This window comes from Rhizobium sp. PEPV16, assembly GCF_008919455.1.
Lineage (GTDB): Bacteria > Pseudomonadota > Alphaproteobacteria > Rhizobiales > Rhizobiaceae > Rhizobium > Rhizobium leguminosarum_Q.
The window spans coordinates 19625-38451 of the sequence record NZ_VSZV01000331.1 but is presented as its reverse complement, the minus strand read 5'-3'; the positions used below and the strand labels follow the sequence as shown (position 1 = coordinate 38451).

Here is an 18827-nt window from a genome sequence, read left to right as displayed (position 1 = left end):
TCATGACTTCGCACATGACGAGAGCGCCGTTGGTGCGGGCCGGATCGGGATAAATGGCGACGGGCTTCAGCACGCAGTCAGAGCTGCGGCCCTCGGCCTGCATGGTCGACGAACCGTCGAAGCCCCACAGCGGAAGCTGTTCCAGCGTCGGGAATTCATCGAATTCCTTGATCTGCGTCTTACCACGCAGGTTCGGTACTGGTGTGTACCCATCGAGCCAAATGTACTCGAGCTTAAATTTTGTCATCGCGACTCTCTCAATGCTACGAAGGTGAGCAAATCCGGAGGTGATCTCGGCGCGCAAGCGCATCCGACCGCCAGGGATGACGCTTTAAAAGCACGTAGCGTGCCAGTTTTGGCGCCACGCGAAAGAAAAATCGCGAATCAGCGTGTCGTCCGATTTTTTCCCTTTTGGAAAATCGGGCTGTTTTTAACGCTCACTGGCGGTATCGCCCATCAAATCGCACTTTTTCCATGTGGAACCGGATGAAAATTACGGCGTTAGGCTGAAATGATGAAGTGTTAAACAAATTATCGGAAGCTTTTAGCCGAGACAGCATGCCGACCGATTACAATTGCAACATTGCCCTTATTTTATGCAATTTGCATAAACTATGTGCATTATGCTATGTAGATGGTCCTGAAATGTTGATGCGCCGAACTGAATGGAGGCGATCTCATGCCCACCGGTTTCCATCGTGAATCCGCAACGATCTACCAGTTTCCCGTTAAGGCGATACGAAACGCCAACCGGTTCGAACGCGCCAGGCTGATGGAGCGCGAGGCCGCAGACGTCTGCGATGCTGCGCTCGACAGCTGCTGGTACCATGACGAGGCAGTTCGCGATTCCGATCGGCCGACGAAGTCCTGATTTCCCCTAGATCAGGATGATTTTAGGCCCGATCGGCCTGAAATCTGAATCCTGATCTAGATCAAAGAAATAGAGCATGATGTCGTCCGAAAACCGCGCACACTTTTCGGCATCATGCTCTGGCAGCGGGCAACCGATGCCGAAAGCGGGGAGCGCTCGCACATGGCGTTCATACTGGGTCAGCATGTGCGGCCTAAAGGCATGTCTCGCTAAGCGAATCTGAAAGATCGCGCCGCTCTAGCCGCCATCCAATCCAAGCTTTTCCCTTGGGACCAATGCACCATGTTCGCTGACGACGCGGGCAGCGACCTTTGTTGCGAAGCGGGCGGCGGCTGGTGCATCGCCAGCTTCGAGATATCGTGCGAGAAAGGCGCCATTAAAGCTGTCGCCGGCGCTGGTCGTGTCGATCACCTTCTCCACTTTTTCAGCCGGAACGAAGGTTTGCTCGCCGGCAAAATTCAGCGTGACACCGTCAGAGCCGTTCTTGACGACGATATGAATGGCGCCGAGTGCGCGATAGCGGTGGATCGTTGCCTCGATGGAATCATCGCCGAAATGGGCCGCCTCGTCGTCGAAGCTCGGCATGACAAGCACGGAGGAGCGAGCGCCTTCGCTGATCGTCGTGTGCATGACGTCGTAGCTGGACCAGAGCCGCGGGCGGATGTTCGGATCGAAGACGACGAGCTTGCCGGCGGCCTTGGCGCGACGGACTTCGGCAAGCAAAGTCTCGGCATCCTCATGCGGCAGGATGGCAAGGGTGATACCGGAGAAATAGACGACGTCAGCGCTCTCCACCGCCTCGCGCAGGCGGTCGGGATCGGCTGCCAGGCTGCGGGCGGCGGCGCTGTCGCGCCAGTAGCTGAAGGAGCGTTCGCCGTTCTTCAGGTTGATCATGTAGAGGCCGGGCGACCTGCCCCTGATGCGGCGGATGAGGCTGGTGCCGATGCCTGCCTTGTCGATGAAGGCTAGCATCTCATCCGACATGGCGTCGTCACCGAGGGCGGTGAAGTAGTCGACCGACCAGTCGGCGGCAAGGCAGGCACGGGCGTACCAGGCGGTGTTGAAGGTATCGCCGGCAAAGCCCTTGCGCAGCAGACCATCGCCTGCCTGCGAGAGTTCCACCATGCATTCACCAATCGATAGAAACCGTCTGCTCACCTTGTCCTCCCGGCACTAGAGCGCCGCGCGTCCAAGGACGCGCTAAGGACGCTCTATCACTTTGAATTGGCGCCTAACCCCGAAAATCGATTCCGATTTTCGGGGTTAGGCGCTGGTCCTCATTCGCTGATACGCGGAGAGCATGAAGGTGGCAAGCGCCGATAATAAGGAAGATGGAACCCTCACTTTCATGGGCGAGATGAAGGCCGCTTGCGCGGCCCTCGTTCTGCTCATGGCCTGTCCATGTGATAACAGGCGGCCTTCTGGCCGGGGCGGACCTCCTCGGTCGGCGGCATTTCGGTGCGACAGATGTCAGTCGCCTTCCAGCAGCGCGGTGAGAAGACGCAGCCTTTCGGCGGGTTAAGCGGCGAAGGCGGGTCACCCTGCAGACGGATGCGGGTGCGTAGGCGCGCAAGCTTCGGATCCGGGATCGGCGCGGCGGAAAAGAGCGCCTGCGTATAGGGATGAGCGGGATGATCGAAGACGGTGGCACAACTGCCTGCTTCCACCACCCTGCCGAGATAGAGCACCAGCACATCGTCGGAGATCAGCCGCACGACGGAGAGGTCGTGGCTGATGAAGATCAGCGTCAGGCCGAATTCCTTGCGGAGCTTGCGCAGAAGCGTGATGACCTGGCCCTGGATTGAGACGTCGAGGGCCGAAACCGGCTCATCGCAGATGATGAGCTTCGGTTTGGTAACGACCGCGCGGGCGATGCCGATGCGTTGCGCCTGGCCGCCGGAGAATTCGTGCGGATAGCGGTTGATCATTTCCGGCACCAGGCCGACGGCGGTCATGATATCGCGGACACGCTCGGTGCGCTCGGCTCTTGATAGCTTCGGCTCGAAGACGGTGAGCGGCTCGGCGATGATGTCGCCGACTGTCATGCGCGGGTCGAGCGAGGCGATCGGATCCTGGAAGATGATCTGCATGTCGCGCCGCGCAGCGCGCATTTCCTCGTCCGACAGGTCGAGCAGGTTGCGGCCCTGCCAGAGGATACGGCCCTTCTGCGATTTCAACAGCCGCAAGATGGAGCGGCCGAGCGTGGATTTGCCGCAGCCGGATTCGCCGACAATGCCGAGCGTGCGGCCTTCGCTGAGGTCGAAGCTGACATTGTTGACGGCGGTCAGGAAGATCGGCGGCTTGAAGAGGCCTTTCGCCGGCAGTTCGAATTGAGTCGTCAGGTTCTCGACCCTTAGAAGCGATCGTTCAGCCATGGTTCAGCAGCTCCTCGCGACGCGGGAAGGGGTGGTAGCAGGCGGCGCAGTGATGCGGCGCCAGCGTTTCGAGCAATGGCGGACGGTCGATGCAATCGTCCTGGACCTGGGAACAGCGCGGCGAGAAATTGCAGCCCTTCGGCAAGTGCTGCAGGTTCGGCGGACGCCCGGGGATGACGACGAGGTCGTCGACATCCTGGTCCGGCCGCGGGATCGAGGCATGCAGTGCCGCGGTATAGGGATGGGCCGGATTGTCGAAGAGCTCGTCGACGGGCGCTTCCTCGACGATGCGGCCGGCATACATGACGGCGACGCGATCGGCGAGGCCGGCGACGACGCCGAGATCGTGGGTGATCATGATAAGCGCTGTGTTCATCTCTGCCGTCAGATCGTTGAAAAGATCGAGGATCTGCGCCTGGATGGTGACGTCGAGCGCCGTCGTCGGCTCGTCGGCGATCAACAGCTTCGGCCGCGTGAGCAGCGCCATGGCGATGACGATGCGCTGGCGCATGCCGCCGGAGAGCTCGTGCGGATAGAGATGAAAGCGCCGTGTCGGGTCGGGGATGCCGACGCGTTTCAGCATGTCGAGGGCAGCAGTGGATGCGGCGCGCGCCGTCAGCCCGCCGTGCACCTCGAGCTGTTCCGTCAACTGCCGGGAAATCTTCAGCGATGGATTGAGGGCTGTCATCGGATCCTGGAAGACCATGGCCATGTCCTTGCCGCGGATCTGGTCGAGTTCGCGCGGTTTCAGCGCCAGCACGTCCTTGCCTTCGAGCAGCGCCTGTCCCGTCGTTTTGCCGTTCTTGGCGAGCAGCCCCATGATGCCGAGGAAGGTCTGGCTCTTGCCGGAACCGGACTCGCCGACGATAGCGATGCGCTCGCCGCGCTTGACCGTCAGGTTCATGTTCGAGACCGCCTTCACCTCTCCATCCGGTGTCTTGAAGGTGATCGAGTAGTCTTTGAGTTCGAGAAGGGTGTCTTTTTGTGTTTCCTGGGACATTCTTAGCGATCCTTCGGGTCGAACGCGTCGCGCAGGCCGTCACCGATGAAGAGCAGGCTGAGCAGCAGGGCGACGAGGAAGCTTGCCGGGAAGACCAGCAGCCACGGCATGCTTTCCATGGCATCGGTTCCCTCGGCGATCAGTGTGCCGAGCGAGGTCAGCGGTTCCTGCACGCCGAAGCCGAGATAGGAAAGGAAGCTTTCGGTGGCGATGATTTCAGGCACCGTCAAGGCTGCGAAGATGACCACGGGTCCGACGAGGTTCGGGATGATGTGTTTGATGATGATCTTGAACGGCCGCTGCCCGGATGCGCGGGCCGCTTCGATGAATTCGCGATGCTTGATCGACAGCGTCTGGCCGCGCACGATGCGGGCCATGGTCAGCCATTCCAGCGCGCCGATGGCGGCAAACAGCAGATAGACGTTGCGGCCGAAGATCACCATCAGCAGGATGACGAAGAGGATATAGGGAAGCGCGTACATGATATCGACGAAGCGCATCATGATCGCATCCAGCCTGCCGCCGATATAGCCCGACACCGCGCCGTAAAGCACGCCGATGAAGACGGAGACGACGGTCGCCGTCAACGCCACGGCAAGCGAGACGCGGGTGCCGTAAAGGACGCGAGCGAGAAGGTCGCGGCCGTTCGGGTCGGTGCCGAAATAGTGGCCGGTTTCGATCGAGGGCGGTATGCGGAAGGCCGCCCAATCCGGATCCTCGTAGTTGAAGGGAATGAACCAGGGGCCGATAAAGGCCGCGAGGATCAGCAGCGTCAGGACGACGATCGACAGGACCGCGGCCTTGTTGCGCCCAAGGCGGCGCAAGGCATCCCTAGTGAGCGAGCGGCTTTCGGGCGCAAGGCCCTCCGCCTCCAGAAGTTCCTGGGCGAGCAGCTCGCGTTTTGCGGGGTTGAGGATCATCGGTTTCTCACTTTCGGATCGAGCCACGCATAGGCGATATCGACGAGAAGGTTCAGAACGACGATCAGCACCATGTAGAAGATGACCGTGCCGAGAACCATGCCGTAATCGCGGTTGAGCGCCGCGTTGATGAAGTAGCGGCCGATGCCGGGCAATCCGAAGATGCTCTCGACAACAAGCGAGCCGGTGAGAAGGTAACTAGCCGCCGGTCCGAGATAGGAGACCACAGGCATTAGTGCGGGTTTCAGCGCATGGCGCATCACGGTCAGCCGCGGGCCAATGCCCTTGGCCTTGGCGGTGCGGATGAAGTTCTGGTTCATCACCTCGATCATCGAGCCGCGGGTGATGCGCGAAATGCGCCCTGCATGCGGCAGAGCCAGAACGACGATCGGCAGGATCAGGAACTTGATCGATCCGTCACCCCAGCCGCCGACCGGAAGCCAGGCGAGATGGATGCCGAAGACGAGCTGCAGTATGGGGGCGATCAGGAAGTTCGGCAGCACGACGCCAATCAGGATGAGGGCGCCGAGAATGTAATCCGGCGTCTTGTTCTGATAGAGCGCCCCAAAACAGCCGACGGCGACGCCGACGATGATGGCGAGCAGAAAGGCTGCGGTGCCGATCGTGAAAGTGTAGGGCAGACCGATCATGATCTGCTGGGCGACGGTGAAATCTTCGCTGGCGAAGGAGGGGCCGAGATCGCCCCGGAGCAGGTCACCGACATAGATCAGGTATTGCTGGATGAGCGGCTTGTCGAGGTTGTAGTGAGCCGCAAGGTTTTTCAGGATCACCGGCGGCAATGGCCTTTCGCCATCGAAAGGTCCGCCGGGGGCAAGGCGCAAAACAAAAAAGCAGGCTGTGACGGCGATCCACAGAACGGGGATCGTCGACAGGAGGCGACGGAGTGCGTATTTGATCATGATCGTGGGCCGGTCCTTTCCGCAGTGCGCGGAAAGGACCGTTTTCCCTTACTCTTTCATCGACAGCCAGCGGGTGCGGTGGATGTCCTGGATATTGTCGACGAAGCCTTCGATCTTCGGCGAGACGACATTCTTCGAGACGTAGTAATAGATCGGCAGGGCGGCGGATTCATCGAGCGCCAGCTGCTCGGCCTTTTTGAAGATCGCGGCACGCTTGGCGAGATCCGTCTCCGCGTTGCCTTCCTTGATCATCTTGTCGTACTCGGGATTGGACCAGCGGCCGTAGTTCATCTGCACGCCTGTCACCAGGAGGTTCAGGAAGTTGTCCGGGTCGTTGTAGTCGGCGAGCCAGCCGGCGCGGCCGATTTCGACCTGGCCACGCTGCATCTGGTCGTAATGCACCTTGGTTTCGGCGTTGACAAGCTCGACATTGACGCCGAGCGGCTTCCACATGGAAGCGATCGCGACGGCGATGCGCTTATGGTTGTCGTTGGTGTTGTAGCTGAGCACGGCGTGCAGCGGCTTGTCCGGGCCGAAGCCGGCTTCGGTCAGAAGCTTCTTGGCTTCGGCGACCTTCTCGTTATAGGGCAGGTCCTTCCAGCTGACATAGGCCGGCTCGCCGTAATTTGCCGTGCCCGGCGGCACCCAGGAATAGGCCGGCAGTTCGCCGGTGCCGAGGATCTGTGGGCCGATCACTTCACGGTTGATCGCCATGGAGAGAGCCTGGCGGACGCGCTTGTCGCTGAAGGGCGGCTTCTGCGAGTTGACGACGTAATAGTAGAGGCCGGAGAAGGGGGCGACATGCGCCTGGCCCGGCAGGTTCTTCTTCATCCACTCGTACTGGTCGGTCGGGAAGTCGGTGAGGATGTCGAACTCGCCTGCGCGGTAGCGCTTCAGCGCGGCTTCCTGATCCTCGAGCACGAAGAACTTCGCGCCGTCGATCTTCAGGTCCTTGGTGTCGTACCACTGATCGTTCTTGACCGTCGTGACATGCGAGCCGGGAACCCATTCGACCGGCTTGTAGGGCCCGTTGGTGACGATGTTGCCGATCTTGACCCAATCCTGACCCTTTGCCTCGACGACATGCTTCGGCAGCGGGTAGGCGGTGTAGTGCATCAGCGCATTGATGAAATAGGGGGTGGCGTTTTCAAGCGTGATCTCGAGCGTCTTGTCGTCAATCGCCTTGACGCCGAGCTGGTTGAGATCGGTTATCTCACCCTTGTTGATCTTTTCCGCATTTTTGATGGTGAATTGCAGATAGGCATAATCGGCGGCATTCTTTGGGTCGACGAGGCGCTGGAAGGCGAAGACGAAGTCTCCTGCCGTGACCGGCTGGCCATCGGACCACTTGATGCCGTCGCGAAGCTTGAAGGTGTAGACCTTGCCATCAGGCGAAATCGTCCAGCTTTCAGCCTGGCCGGGGATCGGATTATCCTTGGCGTCCTCGGTGACGAGGCCTTCGAAAATGTCGCCGGCGATACGGTTCTCCCAGTCGCCGGAAAGCTTCTGCGGATCGAGCGACTGCGGGTCGCCACCATTGTGAATGTTGAGCGTGGCCGCATGGGCCGAAAACGCCAGCAATGTGCCAAGCATTGCAGAGGCGAGAAATTTTTTCGCGAAATGGTTCATGGTGGGTCCACCTTTCTAGGCTTTTCGCCTTTATTAGACATTTGTTCCCGGTGTTTGACCTCTTACGTGCAGGTCAGCGCGCACATTATCGCAAAGGCTTTGCGTTGCAACCCCAAATCCGGGGGGTGGGAACGGGTTGTGGACAAGCCTATATACGTCTCCCCCTTGTCATATCGCGACGACGCGTCGCGGCGTTTCGCAAAGGCTTCATAACCGCTTCACATGGTTGTCTTTTGTTTCGTCCGCTTTAGTGTGGCGAGCGCAAACGAGGCAGGAGATATAGCCGATGGCATTGCAGGCAGGCGAGAGTGCGGACTGGTGGCGTGGCGCGGTGATCTATCAGGTCTATCCGCGCTCTTTTCAGGACACCAATAGCGACGGTCTCGGCGATCTCAGGGGCATCACCCGCCGGCTGCCGCATATTGCCAGCCTCGGCGTCGACGCGATCTGGCTCTCGCCTTTCTTCAAGTCGCCGATGGCCGACATGGGCTACGACGTTTCCGATTATTGCGACGTCGATCCGATCTTCGGGACGCTCGCCGATTTCGACGAGATGATGGCCGAAGCGCACAGGCTCGGCATCAAGGTCGTCATCGACCAGGTGATCTCGCATACCTCCGACCGGCATCCCTGGTTCGTCGAGAGCCGGTCGAGCCGGACCAATCCCAAGGCGGACTGGTATGTCTGGGCCGACCCGAAGCCTGACGGTACGGCGCCGAATAACTGGCTGTCGATTTTCGGTGGCCCGGGCTGGGAGTGGGATGGCGTGCGCCGGCAATATTACCAGCACAATTTCCTGACCTCGCAGCCGGACCTCAACTTCCACAGCAAGGCGGTGCAGGATGCGGTGCTGGAGACGGTGAAGTTCTGGCTCGATCGCGGCGTCGACGGCTTCCGCCTGGACACGGTCAACTATTATTTCTGCGACAAGCTGCTCAGGAGCAATCCGCCGCACGAGCCCGACGAGGATGATGCAGGCCTCGATGCGCCCGATACCAATCCCTACGGCATGCAGAACCATCTTTATGACAAGACGCAGCCGGAAAATGTCGATTTCCTCAAACGCTTCCGGGTGCTGCTCGATCAGTACGAGGATCGCACGACTGTCGGCGAGGTCGGCGATGGAGCGCGTTCGCTGAAGACGGTTGGCGCCTATACGAGCGGCGGCGACAAGCTGCACATGTGCTACACATTCGATCTGCTCGGACCGGATTTCACCGCCGAGCATATCCGCGGCTGCGTCGAAGCTTTCCAGAAGGCGGTCACGGACGGCTGGGTCTGCTGGGCTTTTTCCAACCACGACGTCATGCGCCATGTCAGCCGGTTTGCGCTGACGGAGGAAGAGCGCCCTGTCATCGCCAAGCTGGCGATCTCGGTGCTTGCGGCGCTGCGCGGCTCGATCTGCCTCTATCAGGGCGAGGAGCTCGGTCTGCCCGAGGCGGAGCTCGCCTTCGAGGATCTGCGCGATCCCTACGGCATCCGCTTCTGGCCAGCCTTCAAGGGCCGCGACGGATGCCGCACGCCGATGCCCTGGGAAGCCGGCAAGGCGCATGCGGGCTTCACCTCCGCGGAAAAGAGCTGGCTGCCGGTGCCTTACGAGCAGGCAGCGCTTTCCGTGGATACGCAGGAGGCGAGCGAAAGCTCGGTGCTGCATCACTACCGCAGGACGCTGGCATTCCGGAAGGGCCACCCGGCGCTGATCGACGGCGACATGACCTTCATCGGCACCGATCAGGATCTGCTCGCCTTCACTCGCGAAAAGAACGGCGAAAAGCTGCTCTTCGTTTTCAACCTGACGCGCAAGCCGGCGGAATTTCGCCTGCCCGATGGAATGGTGCTTGGGGAAGCGGTTGAGATGCCGGGCTTCGAGGCGGCGGCTGGCGCGGGGCTCGTGAAGCTTGCGGCGCTGGATGGGTTTTGTGCGCGGGTTTGACGTTCGACTGCTGTGTCTTTGAAGGCGACCGTCGAGGTTGTCCGCCGCGGCGCCAGCCCTTTTTCAATCACATCACCCAATCAGCGCGAACTTGTCGACATCCACCATGCCGCGGTCGGATATCTTCAGGTGCGGGATGACCGGCAGCGGTAGGAAGGCGAGTTGGAGAAAGGGTTCCTCCAGCGTGGCGCCCAGCGCCAAGGCGGCTTTGCGCAGTTGGTGGAGCGTATCGCGGACCGTCTCGTAGGGCTCGAGGCTCATCAAGCCGGCGATGGGCAGGGCGATTTCGCCGGTGACCTTGCCGTCTTCGACGACGACGAAGCCGCCCTTGATCTCGCCGAGCCGGTTTGCGGCGCGTGCCATGTCGTCCTCGCTGACACCGACCACGCAGATATTGTGGCTGTCATGGCCGACGGTCGAGGCGATCGCACCCTTCTTCAGGCCAAAACCCTGGACGAAGCCGTTGGCATGGTTGCCGTTCTTGCCATGGCGCTCGATGACGGCGACCTTGATGATATCGTTGGCAAGATCGACCGTCGTCTCGTTGCCCCTGACGGGCAGGCGATAGCGGCGATGCTCGGTGATGATCTTGCCCGGTATGACGCCGATGACAGGCGTTTCGCCTTCGGCGACCGGGACGCCGAAATGGGCGGCGTTGACGGGCCGGGACTTGACGCTGTCGAGGCCGATTGGGGCAACCGGTCTGCGCGAGGAAAAGAGCGCATCGGTGACGCGGCGGCCGGCCGAGAAAACCATGTCGGCGCGGCAGTTTTCCAGACTGTCGAGCACCACCAGATCGGCGCGCCAGCCCGGCGCGACCAGGCCACGGTCTTTGAGGCCGAAGGCGCGGGCGGCCGAAATCGAGGCGGCCCGGTAGATCGCCAGGGGCTCGACGCCACTTGCGATCGCCGTGCGGATCATGTGATCGAGATGACCCTGTTCGGCGATATCGAGCGGATTGCGGTCGTCGGTGCAAAGCGCGAGGAAGGGTGAAAGCCGCTCGGTGATAATGGGTATCAGCGCCGCGAGATCCTTGGAGACCGAACCCTCGCGCACGAGGATATGCATGCCCTTGCGGATCTTCTCCAAGGCTTCGCCGGCGGTCGTGCATTCGTGCTCGGTGCGGATGCCGGCCGAGAGGTAACCGTTGAGGTCGTTGCCTGAGAGCAGCGGCGCATGACCGTCGATATGGCCGCACTGGAAGGCGTCGAGCTTGGCCATGCAGACGGGATCCTTGTGGATCACGCCGGGGAAATTCATGAATTCGGCAAGTCCGATCACCTTCGGATGGTGGCGGAAGGGCAGGAGGCGCTCGATCGGCAGATCGGCACCGGAGGTTTCAAGATGCGTCGCCGGCACACAGGAGGAGAGCTGGACGCGGATGTCCATGATCGTCTCCAGCGCGGATTCGAGAAAGAACTCGATGCCGGCGGTTCCAAGCACATTGGCGATTTCGTGAGGATCGCAGATGGCGGTGGTGACGCCGTAGGGCAGAACGCAGCGGTCGAATTCATGCGGGGTCACCAGCGAAGATTCGATGTGCAGATGCGTGTCGATGAAGCCCGGAACGACGATCCTGCCCGAAATATCGATCTCGGTTTCGCCCTCATAATTGCCTGAGGTGCCGACGATGCGATCGGCGCCGATGGCAATGTCGGATCGGACGAGGTCACCGGTGACGAGGTCGAAGAAGCGGCCGCCCTTCAGCACGATATCAGCCGGCACGCGGCCGACACCCTGGTCGATCAGACGTTCGAGCTTGGTGGTCATGAATTGCTACCTCTTCGACTGTTTTCTGCCGGTGATCAGGAACGAATGCTGGAAAACATTTGGGTTGTATTTCCGGCTGCTATTGCCTCGCTGGCAGCAGTGCTAGTGAAGTGAGAATATAGATGTCCGTTTCCAACTCAAGGTCATGATATGAAAGCGATTATTTCGGCAGCTTGCGCGGCTGCCTTTTTGTTGAGCGGCTGTGTCAACAACTCAGCTGTACTCACGACCGACAAAGATGGAAAGGTCAGTCGGATCATTCTCGGAAAGTCGACTGGAAGTGTTGCTTCCGATGAAGACCTTAAGCGCGTTGTGGTCGCCAGTTTCTACGCGCGAATTTCAAACCCAAAACCCAGTTGGACTTATCGTCAACCGATGGTGCTCATTAAACATCCAACACTGGAAAGTTACCTGCCTAAGGACAATGAGAAGCCCGACTGATCGGCAACCATTCCCAAAATGCAAATCGAGCGCCGTGGGGCGCCCGATCCTCGTTTATAAAAGCTGTCGATTACTCTGCGGCGACGATCTTGCCGGCTTCCCATTTGTAGAGCGAGAAGCTCTGCGAGGTGAGATCGCCGGTCTCGCCGTAGGTGACCTTGCCGATGGCGGTGGGGATCTCTTCGCCGCCTTTCAGCGCAGTCGCGACGGCTTCCGCATCCTCGGCGCTGCCGGCCTTCTCGATGCCGGCCTTCAACACTTCGACGGCGGCATAAGCGTTTAGCGTGAAGGCTTCGGCGGGGATGTTCTTGGCGGCGAGCGCGTCGGCTGCGGCTTTGGAATCCGGGCTCTTGGTGGCGTCCGAAGCGTTGGTGAAGATCGTGCCTGCTGCCGCATCCGTGCCGATTGCCCAGAATTCGGTGTTGGAGAGTCCGTCGCCGCCGATGATCGTCGCGTTGGCGGCGAGGTCATGCAGCTGGCGGGCCAGCAGGCCGCCTTCCGGGTGGTAGCCGCCGAAATAGACCACGTCGACCTTCTCGGACTTGATGCGGGTGGTGAGCGCGCTGAAATCCTTGTCACCAGGCGTGATCGCGTCGTTAATGACTTCGGTGATGCCGCCGGCGTTCAGCGTCGCCTTGAAGGCGTCGGCTAGGCCCTTTCCGTAGGCGCCCTTGTCGTTGACGATGGCGACGCGCTTGTCCTTGAAATTCTTCAGCACATATTTGGCGGCGACTTCGGCCTGCTGATCGTCGCGGCCGCAGGTGCGCAGCACGTTGGTCAGACCGCGCTTGGTCAGGTCAGGAGCCGTCGCGGTCGGGGTGACCATCAGCACGCCGTTTTCAGCAAGCACGTCCGAAACGGGAATGGCGACGCCCGATGTCACCGGGCCGACGACGAAGCGGATGCCGTCGCCGACGACCTTGTTGGCGGCGGAAACGCCCTGTTTCGGTTCGCCGGCATCATCGGCCAGTTCGAGGACGACCTTCTCGCCGAGAATTCCGCCCTTCTTGTTGATCTCGTCGACGGCGGTCTGCGCACCGTTCTTCACCTGGTCGCCATAGGCGGCGACGGGGCCGGTCAGCGGCGCGATCAGGCCGATGGTGATATCGGCATGGGCAAGCGGCGCTAAGGCGAGCGAAGCGACGAGGGTCGCCGTTAATGTCTTGAGGGTCATTGTCTGTCTCCTTGGATGGGGTCATTCGACCCGCGATGAGGTGCCGCGCCGGATTTTCCGGATCGTTCAACGGCCCCCAGGCCGTGCCAAGGACGATCGATATCGGCGCGATCGATGCGCCCTCCGGCCATATTTGGCTCGAATGGGTGCAACGGCAAGATTTCTAAGAATTTTGGTGAGATTTCGCAAGTTGATAACAAAATGAAACGAAAATCGAGCCGATCCGGCGCGAAATAATCCAAAATCGTCGATCGTGGCGCCGTCTGCAGATCTCCGGAGGGTGCTGTACCCGCATCTGCGCGGTGCCGATGAACCAGCCGAATTTCGCGAAACTCTTCATCTTTCTGAATAGTCGAATTCGGTTTCGAGATTAACACTTGATTCTACCAATTAGAGTAGAATCATTGTTCGTGCATATATTGCTGCGATGCAAAAGAACGGCCGATAATAAACAGAGAGATATTTCAGGAACAGAGATCTGGATGCTCAAGCGTATCGAAGCCAGACAGGTGCGCAACGGAATGTTTGTGGAGGCGATCGAGGGTGCATGGCAGGACCCTCTTCTGTCCAAGCGAAGATTTCTGCTGCGCCGTGAAGTCGATGCCCTGAAGCTTCGCAAGAGCCGCATTGAAGGTATTATCATCAACACCAGCAGAGGCCTCGACATCGACGGTCTGCCAGGCGGCAATATCGAGATCGACACGAAGGCGGCACGCGAGACCATCCAGAAATCCGTGCAGGTCCTAGAAAGCGTTTTCGGCCGGCTCCAGCATGGTGATGGCATCAGCTTCGATCAGGTGGCGCCGGTGATTTCCTCGGTCTCCAAGTCGATGGATGACAATCCCACTGTCTTTCTGAGCGTTACACGTCTGAAATCCAAGGACGAAGTGACGTTTCTGCATTCGCTTTCGGTGAGTGCGCTGATGATCCTTTTCGGCCGTCATCTCGGACTTGACGAGACGACCGTGCAAATGCTCGGCACGGCAGGATTGCTGCACGACGTCGGCAAGCTGGAAATTCCGCTCGAGATACTCAACAAGGAAGGGCGCCTGGACGAGAACGAGATCAAGATGATCCGCGATCATCCGGAAAAGGGGCACGCAATCCTGTCACGCCAGGAAGGCATGTCGGAGATCGTTCTCGACGTCTGCCTCAACCATCATGAGCGTATCGACGGCAAGGGCTACCCCCGCAGGCTTTCCGAAGCGCAGGTCAGCTTCCATGCGCGTCTTGCTGCGATTTGCGACGTCTATGACGCCATGACCTCCGTGCGGCCGTACAAGGCGCCATGGAGTGCGAGCCAAGCACTGAAATGGATGCTCGGCAATGAAGGGCAATTCGATCGCCGGCTGCTGAAGAAATTTGCCCTCTGCCTTTCCGTCGCCGCCGTGACCTGAGGCCTATCGATCTTCCCAACAAAGGGCCTGCGTGTACTTACAGCGCCGCGAGTCTAATCAGACGCGCGGCGCTGTAACATTTTGAATTGCTACATAATTTTATCCTTAAATCGATTCCGATATAAGGAATTATGCAGGAGGTCTGCCACAGGCCGTGATGCCGGAAGTCTTCAGAGCTTTCTCAAATGTTGTTCTGGAGGATCGTCCGCAGCTTGCCGAAGAGCTCGTCGATGTGGTGCTTCTCGATGATCAGCGGCGGGGAGAGCGCGATGATATCGCCGGTGGTGCGGATCAGCAGGCCGCTTTCATAGGCTTTCAGGAAAGCGGTGAAGGCGCGCTTGGTGGGCTCGCCGGCGATCGGGTCGAGTTCTATGGCGCCGATCAGGCCGGTGTTCCTGATGTCGATGACATTGGGGCAGTCCTTCAGCGAATGCAGCGCGTCGGCCCAGTAGTCGGAAAGCTCGGCGGCGCGTGTCAGCAGGCCCTCTTCCTTGTAGGTGTCGAGCGTGGCGAGTGCGGCGGCGGAGGCGATCGGGTTGCCGGAATAGGTATAGCCGTGGAAGAACTCGATCATGTGCTCCGGGCCGTTCATGAAGGCATCATGAATCTCGGAGGTGACGAAGACGGCGCCCATCGGAATGACGCCGTTGGTCAGTCCCTTGGCGGCGGTGATCATGTCGGGCTTGACGTCGTAATATTGCGCGGCAAAGGGGGCGCCGAGGCGGCCGAAGCCGGTGATGACCTCGTCGAAGATCAGAAGGATACCGTGTTTGGTGCAAATCTCGCGCAGCTTCTGCAGGTAGCCCTTCGGTGGGATCAAGACGCCGGTGGAGCCCGCCACCGGCTCGACGATGACGGCGGCGACGGTGGAGGCGTCATGCAGGGTGACGATCCGCTCGAGCTCGGTGGCGATGTCGCCGCCATGCTCGGGCTCGCCGCGGGTAAAGTTGTTCTTGCCGGGCTGGTGGGTGTGCGGCATGTGATCGACGCCGGTCAGCAGCGTGCCGAACATCTTGCGGTTGGTGACGATGCCGCCGACGGAGATGCCGCCGAAATTGACGCCGTGATAGCCGCGCTCGCGGCCGATCAGGCGGAAGCGTGATCCATTGCCCTTCACGCGGTGATAGGCGAGCGCCACCTTGAGCGCCGTCTCGACGGATTCGGAACCGGAGTTGGTGTAGAGGACGTGGTTCAGGCCTTCCGGGGCAATGTCGACCAGGCGATTCGCCAGTTCGAAGGCCTTGGGATGGCCGAGCTGGAAGGCCGGCGCGTAATCGAGTTCGCCGGCCTGCTCGCGGATCGCCTCGGTGATCTTCGGGCGGCAGTGGCCGGCATTGACGCACCAGAGGCCAGCCGTGCCGTCCAGCACCTGACGACCGTCATGGGTCGTATAGTACATGTCCTTGGCGCCGACGAACAAACGCGGCTCCTTCTTGAACTGGCGATTTGCCGTAAACGGCATCCAGAAGGCGCGAAGATCGTTCGGTGCATTGAGGCGATTGAACATGCTGTTCTCCTGGCCGCTAACGGCCCTTTCCCGGGGCTTCACGCCCATATTTTTACTGCCCGGTCAAATTATCAGGGCTTCCCAAGGCGTCAACGGGAAAAGTCCCCAGAGCCCCTCCTGACAGGAGGCTCAACTTGCTTGGTACGATCCGGAAATATCCAGGGTCAGGCACTGCAGGCCGCCCGTCATCAATCCTTCGCCTCGGCTTGTTACAAAAACCGATGGCTCGCAGGGCGCAATTGCATTTCATCAATTCACTGAAATTAAACGATATTTCGATCGGAGATACTGATGTCTGACCGCCAGAAGACAAGGGCGCGCCCCACGCGGCGCCATGCATTCGCGCCAAGTTACGGCGCCATTCTCGAAGAGGGCGTTCGCCGCCGCAGCGTGCTCAAGGGCTTTCTCGCAGCGATGGGCGCTGCGGCACTTTCGCCGGCGCTCGGAACCGCGCATGCCGAGGCTGCCGGCTCCAGCCTGACGTTTCCGGAACTCAAGCGCGTGCGCGATACCGCCGACCACTGGCCGGAGGGCTATGAGCGCCAGATCCTGGCACGTTGGGGCGATGCACTTTTCTCCGACAGCCCGGAATTCGACATTGCAATGCTGGACGGTAAGGCTGCCGAGCGTCAGTTCGGTTACAACAACGATTTCACGCAGTTTCTGCCGCTGCCCTGGGGCGAGAAGAGCTCCGACCATGGGCTGATGGTGGTCAGCCATGAACATGCAACGCCTTTCCTGATGTTTCCCGGCCTGACGGACGAAAACTATCGCGAGAAGCTGACGGATAATCAGATCCGCGCCATCATGGCCGCCCTCGGCGTCTCGATCTTCGAAGTGAAGAAGACGGACGGCAAATGGGCGATCGTCAAGGACGGCAAATACAATCGCCGTGTCCACATGAGCACCGAAATCGACATCTCCGGTCCCGCCGCCCGCGACGACCGTCTGAAGACCAAGGCCGATCCGACCGGCACCGTCGTCTTCGGCACGATCTCGAATTGCAACGGCGGCATCACGCCCTGGGGCACGATGCTTTCAGGCGAGGAAGGCGCGATGGATGTCTTCGCCGGCGACTACAAGAAATTGCCGAACCAGGAGCTGGTCGAGCGCCAGGGCTGGGACGAGGACGAGAACGATATCTATTCCGTCAGCCGTGTCGAACCGCGCTTCAAGTTCGAGGAAGAGCCGAACGAATGGATGCGCTTCGATTGGGTGGTCGAGATCGATCCGTTCGATCCTTCTGCAAAGCCGGTCAAGCGTACCTCGCTCGGCCGCATGACGCATGAGGGGGCCAATTGTTGCGTCGCCCCTGACGGCCGCGTGGCGGTCTTCATGGGCGATGACGACGACTTCGAATATATATACCGTTTCGTTACCCGCGATCCCTGGAACCCGAACGACCGCGCCGCCAATAAGGACCTGCTCGACCACGGCACCCTCGCGGTCGCCAAGTTCGAGAGCGACGGTACGATGCGCTGGATCCCGCTCATTGCCGGCGAGGGGCCACTGAGCGCGGAAGCTGGCTTCAAGAGCCAGGCCGACGTCGTGCTGGCGACGCGCGCCGCAGCCGATCTCGTCGGCGCCACGCCGATGGACGGACCGGAGGGCTTCATCGCGCATCTCGGCACCGGCAAGCTTTATGTCGCCATGACCGAGAACGAAGATCGGCTGCCCAAAGTTGAGGGCGGCGACGAGAAGGAGATGGTCAACATCGCAAATCCGCGCGGCCCCAACCCGCACGGTCACCTGCTGGAACTCGCAGCACCTGGCGGTTCCGAAAAGCCGGATTATACAGCTGAAAGCTTCAAGTGGGACGTCTTCATCCTCTGCGGCGATCCTGCCAAGGCAGAGGATCAGGCAATGTTCCATCCGGCGACGACCTCGGCCGGCTGGTTCACAGACCCCGACAATCTCGCGGTCGATCCGGCCGGACGCCTCTGGGTCACCACCGACGGCCCGCCGCCGGAAGGCATAACCGATTCCGTCTATGTGATGGATAGCGAAGGCCCGGGCCGGGCACTTCCGAAGCTGTTCTATATTGCGCCCGTCGGCTCGGAAGCCTGTTCGCCGACTTTCACCCCTGACGGCAGCAGCGTCTTTCTTTCCATCCAGCATCCGGGCGAACTGCGGATGGCCGACAACGAGGATGCGACCTCGATGGAGGATGCCGGCACCGACTGGCCGGATTTCAAACCCGGCATGCCCGCCCGCCCGTCGCTGGTGGTGCTGAGCCGCGTCAACAACGATGTGGTCGGCAGTTAAAGCAACTCCGGCAAAGTGCGCGGCAGTTTTACGTCTAGAATTGCACCAAAACAAAAAACCGATAGCGAGACGGGCGTTCCTGCGCGACCGGCTGTCATTCTAAAAGCACGACCGGCAAATTGCAAATTTGCCGGTCGTGCCATAAGGTTCAGGTGCTGAAATATCGTTGCCAAGCCTCCGGGAATATCCCCTTGCAGCACGACATCGGCCGACATCATGTCAGCGCTATCATCAGGCGGCGGACCTATTCCTGTTCTGCACGAGGTAGATATCTTCGAGCGTTGCCAGGATTTTCATGACCGGCTCGGAGGTGCTCGAATAGTAGATGGTTTGTGCGTCCCGGCGGGTCTTGACCAGCTTTTGAGCGCGCAGTTTCGAGAGGTGCTGAGAAAGAGCCGACTGGCTGAGCCCGACCTGCGTCGCAAGCACGCCGACGGCCACTTCGCCCTTCACGAGGCTGCACAGGATCAGCAATCTTTTAGGGTTGGCCATGGCCGACAATAAAGCTGCCGCCACATTCGTGTGATCGGCCAAATCAGAGGTTTCCATATGTTATCTTCCTAATGCGAAACGTACATCAAGCGGGCTGGCGCAGAGCGCCAGCCGGATTTTGACTGACACCAAA

The 18827-nt window shown here is 60.1% G+C and carries 18 protein-coding genes; 5 read left to right on the top strand and 13 right to left on the bottom strand.

The window, feature by feature from the left end:
- The coding region (locus FY112_RS23240) for a glutamine synthetase beta-grasp domain-containing protein (RefSeq protein ID WP_181018268.1) at nucleotides 1–247 on the bottom strand (247 nt) is incomplete at its 3' end.
- A gap of 432 nt (nucleotides 248–679) precedes the next feature.
- Between FY112_RS23240 and gstI the strand changes: the two genes are divergently transcribed.
- Nucleotides 680–871, top strand: coding sequence for a glutamine synthetase translation inhibitor GstI (gene gstI / locus FY112_RS23235; protein WP_131619636.1), 192 nt, complete (start codon nucleotides 680–682; stop codon nucleotides 869–871).
- A 237-nt stretch (nucleotides 872–1108) separates the two neighbouring features.
- Here the strand turns inward: gstI and FY112_RS23225 are convergent, their stop codons facing one another.
- From FY112_RS23225 to FY112_RS23200, 6 genes are all read right to left on the bottom strand, one after another.
- Nucleotides 1109–2029: a sugar kinase gene (locus tag FY112_RS23225; RefSeq protein ID WP_151519375.1), complete on the bottom strand. Its 921-nt coding sequence runs from the start codon at nucleotides 2027–2029 to the stop codon at nucleotides 1109–1111.
- Nucleotides 2030–2259: 230 nt separating this feature from the next.
- Nucleotides 2260–3246 carry an oligopeptide/dipeptide ABC transporter ATP-binding protein gene (locus FY112_RS23220; RefSeq protein ID WP_017961545.1) on the bottom strand — a complete coding sequence of 329 codons (987 nt, stop codon included), beginning with the start codon at nucleotides 3244–3246 and terminating at the stop codon, nucleotides 2260–2262.
- A complete protein-coding gene (locus FY112_RS23215) occupies nucleotides 3239–4246 on the bottom strand; it encodes an ABC transporter ATP-binding protein (RefSeq protein WP_017961544.1) in 1008 nt (335 codons plus the stop codon). The genes FY112_RS23220 and FY112_RS23215 overlap by 8 nt, the downstream gene beginning before the upstream one ends.
- Nucleotides 4247–4248: 2 nt before the next feature.
- On the bottom strand, nucleotides 4249–5166 hold the full coding sequence (locus FY112_RS23210) for an ABC transporter permease subunit (protein WP_017961543.1): 918 nt from the start codon (nucleotides 5164–5166) through the stop codon (nucleotides 4249–4251).
- Nucleotides 5163–6086 carry an ABC transporter permease subunit gene (locus tag FY112_RS23205; protein WP_017961542.1) on the bottom strand — a complete coding sequence of 308 codons (924 nt, stop codon included), beginning with the start codon at nucleotides 6084–6086 and terminating at the stop codon, nucleotides 5163–5165. The genes FY112_RS23210 and FY112_RS23205 overlap by 4 nt, the downstream gene beginning before the upstream one ends.
- A gap of 48 nt (nucleotides 6087–6134) precedes the next feature.
- Complete coding sequence (locus tag FY112_RS23200) at nucleotides 6135–7715, bottom strand: peptide ABC transporter substrate-binding protein (RefSeq protein ID WP_017961541.1); 1581 nt, start codon at nucleotides 7713–7715, stop codon at nucleotides 6135–6137.
- A 286-nt stretch (nucleotides 7716–8001) separates the two neighbouring features.
- Between FY112_RS23200 and FY112_RS23195 the strand changes: the two genes are divergently transcribed.
- Nucleotides 8002–9648: an alpha-glucosidase family protein gene (locus FY112_RS23195; protein ID WP_017961540.1), complete on the top strand. Its 1647-nt coding sequence runs from the start codon at nucleotides 8002–8004 to the stop codon at nucleotides 9646–9648.
- Nucleotides 9649–9720: 72 nt separating this feature from the next.
- Here FY112_RS23195 and ade read toward each other — a convergent pair whose 3' ends face one another.
- Nucleotides 9721–11418 carry an adenine deaminase gene (gene ade, locus FY112_RS23190; RefSeq protein WP_094088779.1) on the bottom strand — a complete coding sequence of 566 codons (1698 nt, stop codon included), beginning with the start codon at nucleotides 11416–11418 and terminating at the stop codon, nucleotides 9721–9723.
- A gap of 150 nt (nucleotides 11419–11568) precedes the next feature.
- Here ade and FY112_RS23185 point away from each other — a divergent pair, with 150 nt between their 5' ends.
- Entirely contained in the window at nucleotides 11569–11859 is a 291-nt protein-coding gene (locus tag FY112_RS23185) for a hypothetical protein (RefSeq protein ID WP_131709500.1), read from the top strand.
- Between the two features lie 70 nt (nucleotides 11860–11929).
- Here the strand turns inward: FY112_RS23185 and FY112_RS23180 are convergent, their stop codons facing one another.
- Both FY112_RS23180 and FY112_RS36905 read right to left on the bottom strand, forming a co-directional pair.
- Nucleotides 11930–13033: a branched-chain amino acid ABC transporter substrate-binding protein gene (locus FY112_RS23180; protein ID WP_017961538.1), complete on the bottom strand. Its 1104-nt coding sequence runs from the start codon at nucleotides 13031–13033 to the stop codon at nucleotides 11930–11932.
- Complete coding sequence (locus tag FY112_RS36905) at nucleotides 13030–13410, bottom strand: hypothetical protein (protein WP_165504131.1); 381 nt, start codon at nucleotides 13408–13410, stop codon at nucleotides 13030–13032. The genes FY112_RS23180 and FY112_RS36905 overlap by 4 nt, the downstream gene beginning before the upstream one ends.
- Nucleotides 13411–13515: 105 nt before the next feature.
- Here FY112_RS36905 and FY112_RS23175 point away from each other — a divergent pair, with 105 nt between their 5' ends.
- Nucleotides 13516–14430: an HD-GYP domain-containing protein gene (locus tag FY112_RS23175; protein WP_017961536.1), complete on the top strand. Its 915-nt coding sequence runs from the start codon at nucleotides 13516–13518 to the stop codon at nucleotides 14428–14430.
- 181 nt (nucleotides 14431–14611) lie between these two features.
- Here FY112_RS23175 and FY112_RS23170 read toward each other — a convergent pair whose 3' ends face one another.
- On the bottom strand, nucleotides 14612–15937 hold the full coding sequence (locus FY112_RS23170; protein ID WP_151519374.1) for an aspartate aminotransferase family protein: 1326 nt from the start codon (nucleotides 15935–15937) through the stop codon (nucleotides 14612–14614).
- Nucleotides 15938–16228: 291 nt separating this feature from the next.
- On the opposite strand from FY112_RS23170, the gene FY112_RS23165 reads away from it, so the two are divergent.
- Complete coding sequence (locus tag FY112_RS23165) at nucleotides 16229–18202, top strand: PhoX family phosphatase (RefSeq protein WP_151519373.1); 1974 nt, start codon at nucleotides 16229–16231, stop codon at nucleotides 18200–18202.
- Here the strand turns inward: FY112_RS23165 and FY112_RS23160 are convergent.
- Together FY112_RS23160 and FY112_RS23155 are read right to left on the bottom strand one after the other, a co-directional pair.
- Complete coding sequence (locus FY112_RS23160; protein ID WP_151519372.1) at nucleotides 18199–18420, bottom strand: hypothetical protein; 222 nt, start codon at nucleotides 18418–18420, stop codon at nucleotides 18199–18201. The genes FY112_RS23165 and FY112_RS23160 overlap by 4 nt on opposite strands.
- Nucleotides 18421–18433: 13 nt before the next feature.
- Entirely contained in the window at nucleotides 18434–18751 is a 318-nt protein-coding gene (locus FY112_RS23155) for a metalloregulator ArsR/SmtB family transcription factor (protein WP_003561417.1), read from the bottom strand.
- Nucleotides 18752–18827 lie beyond the last annotated feature (76 nt).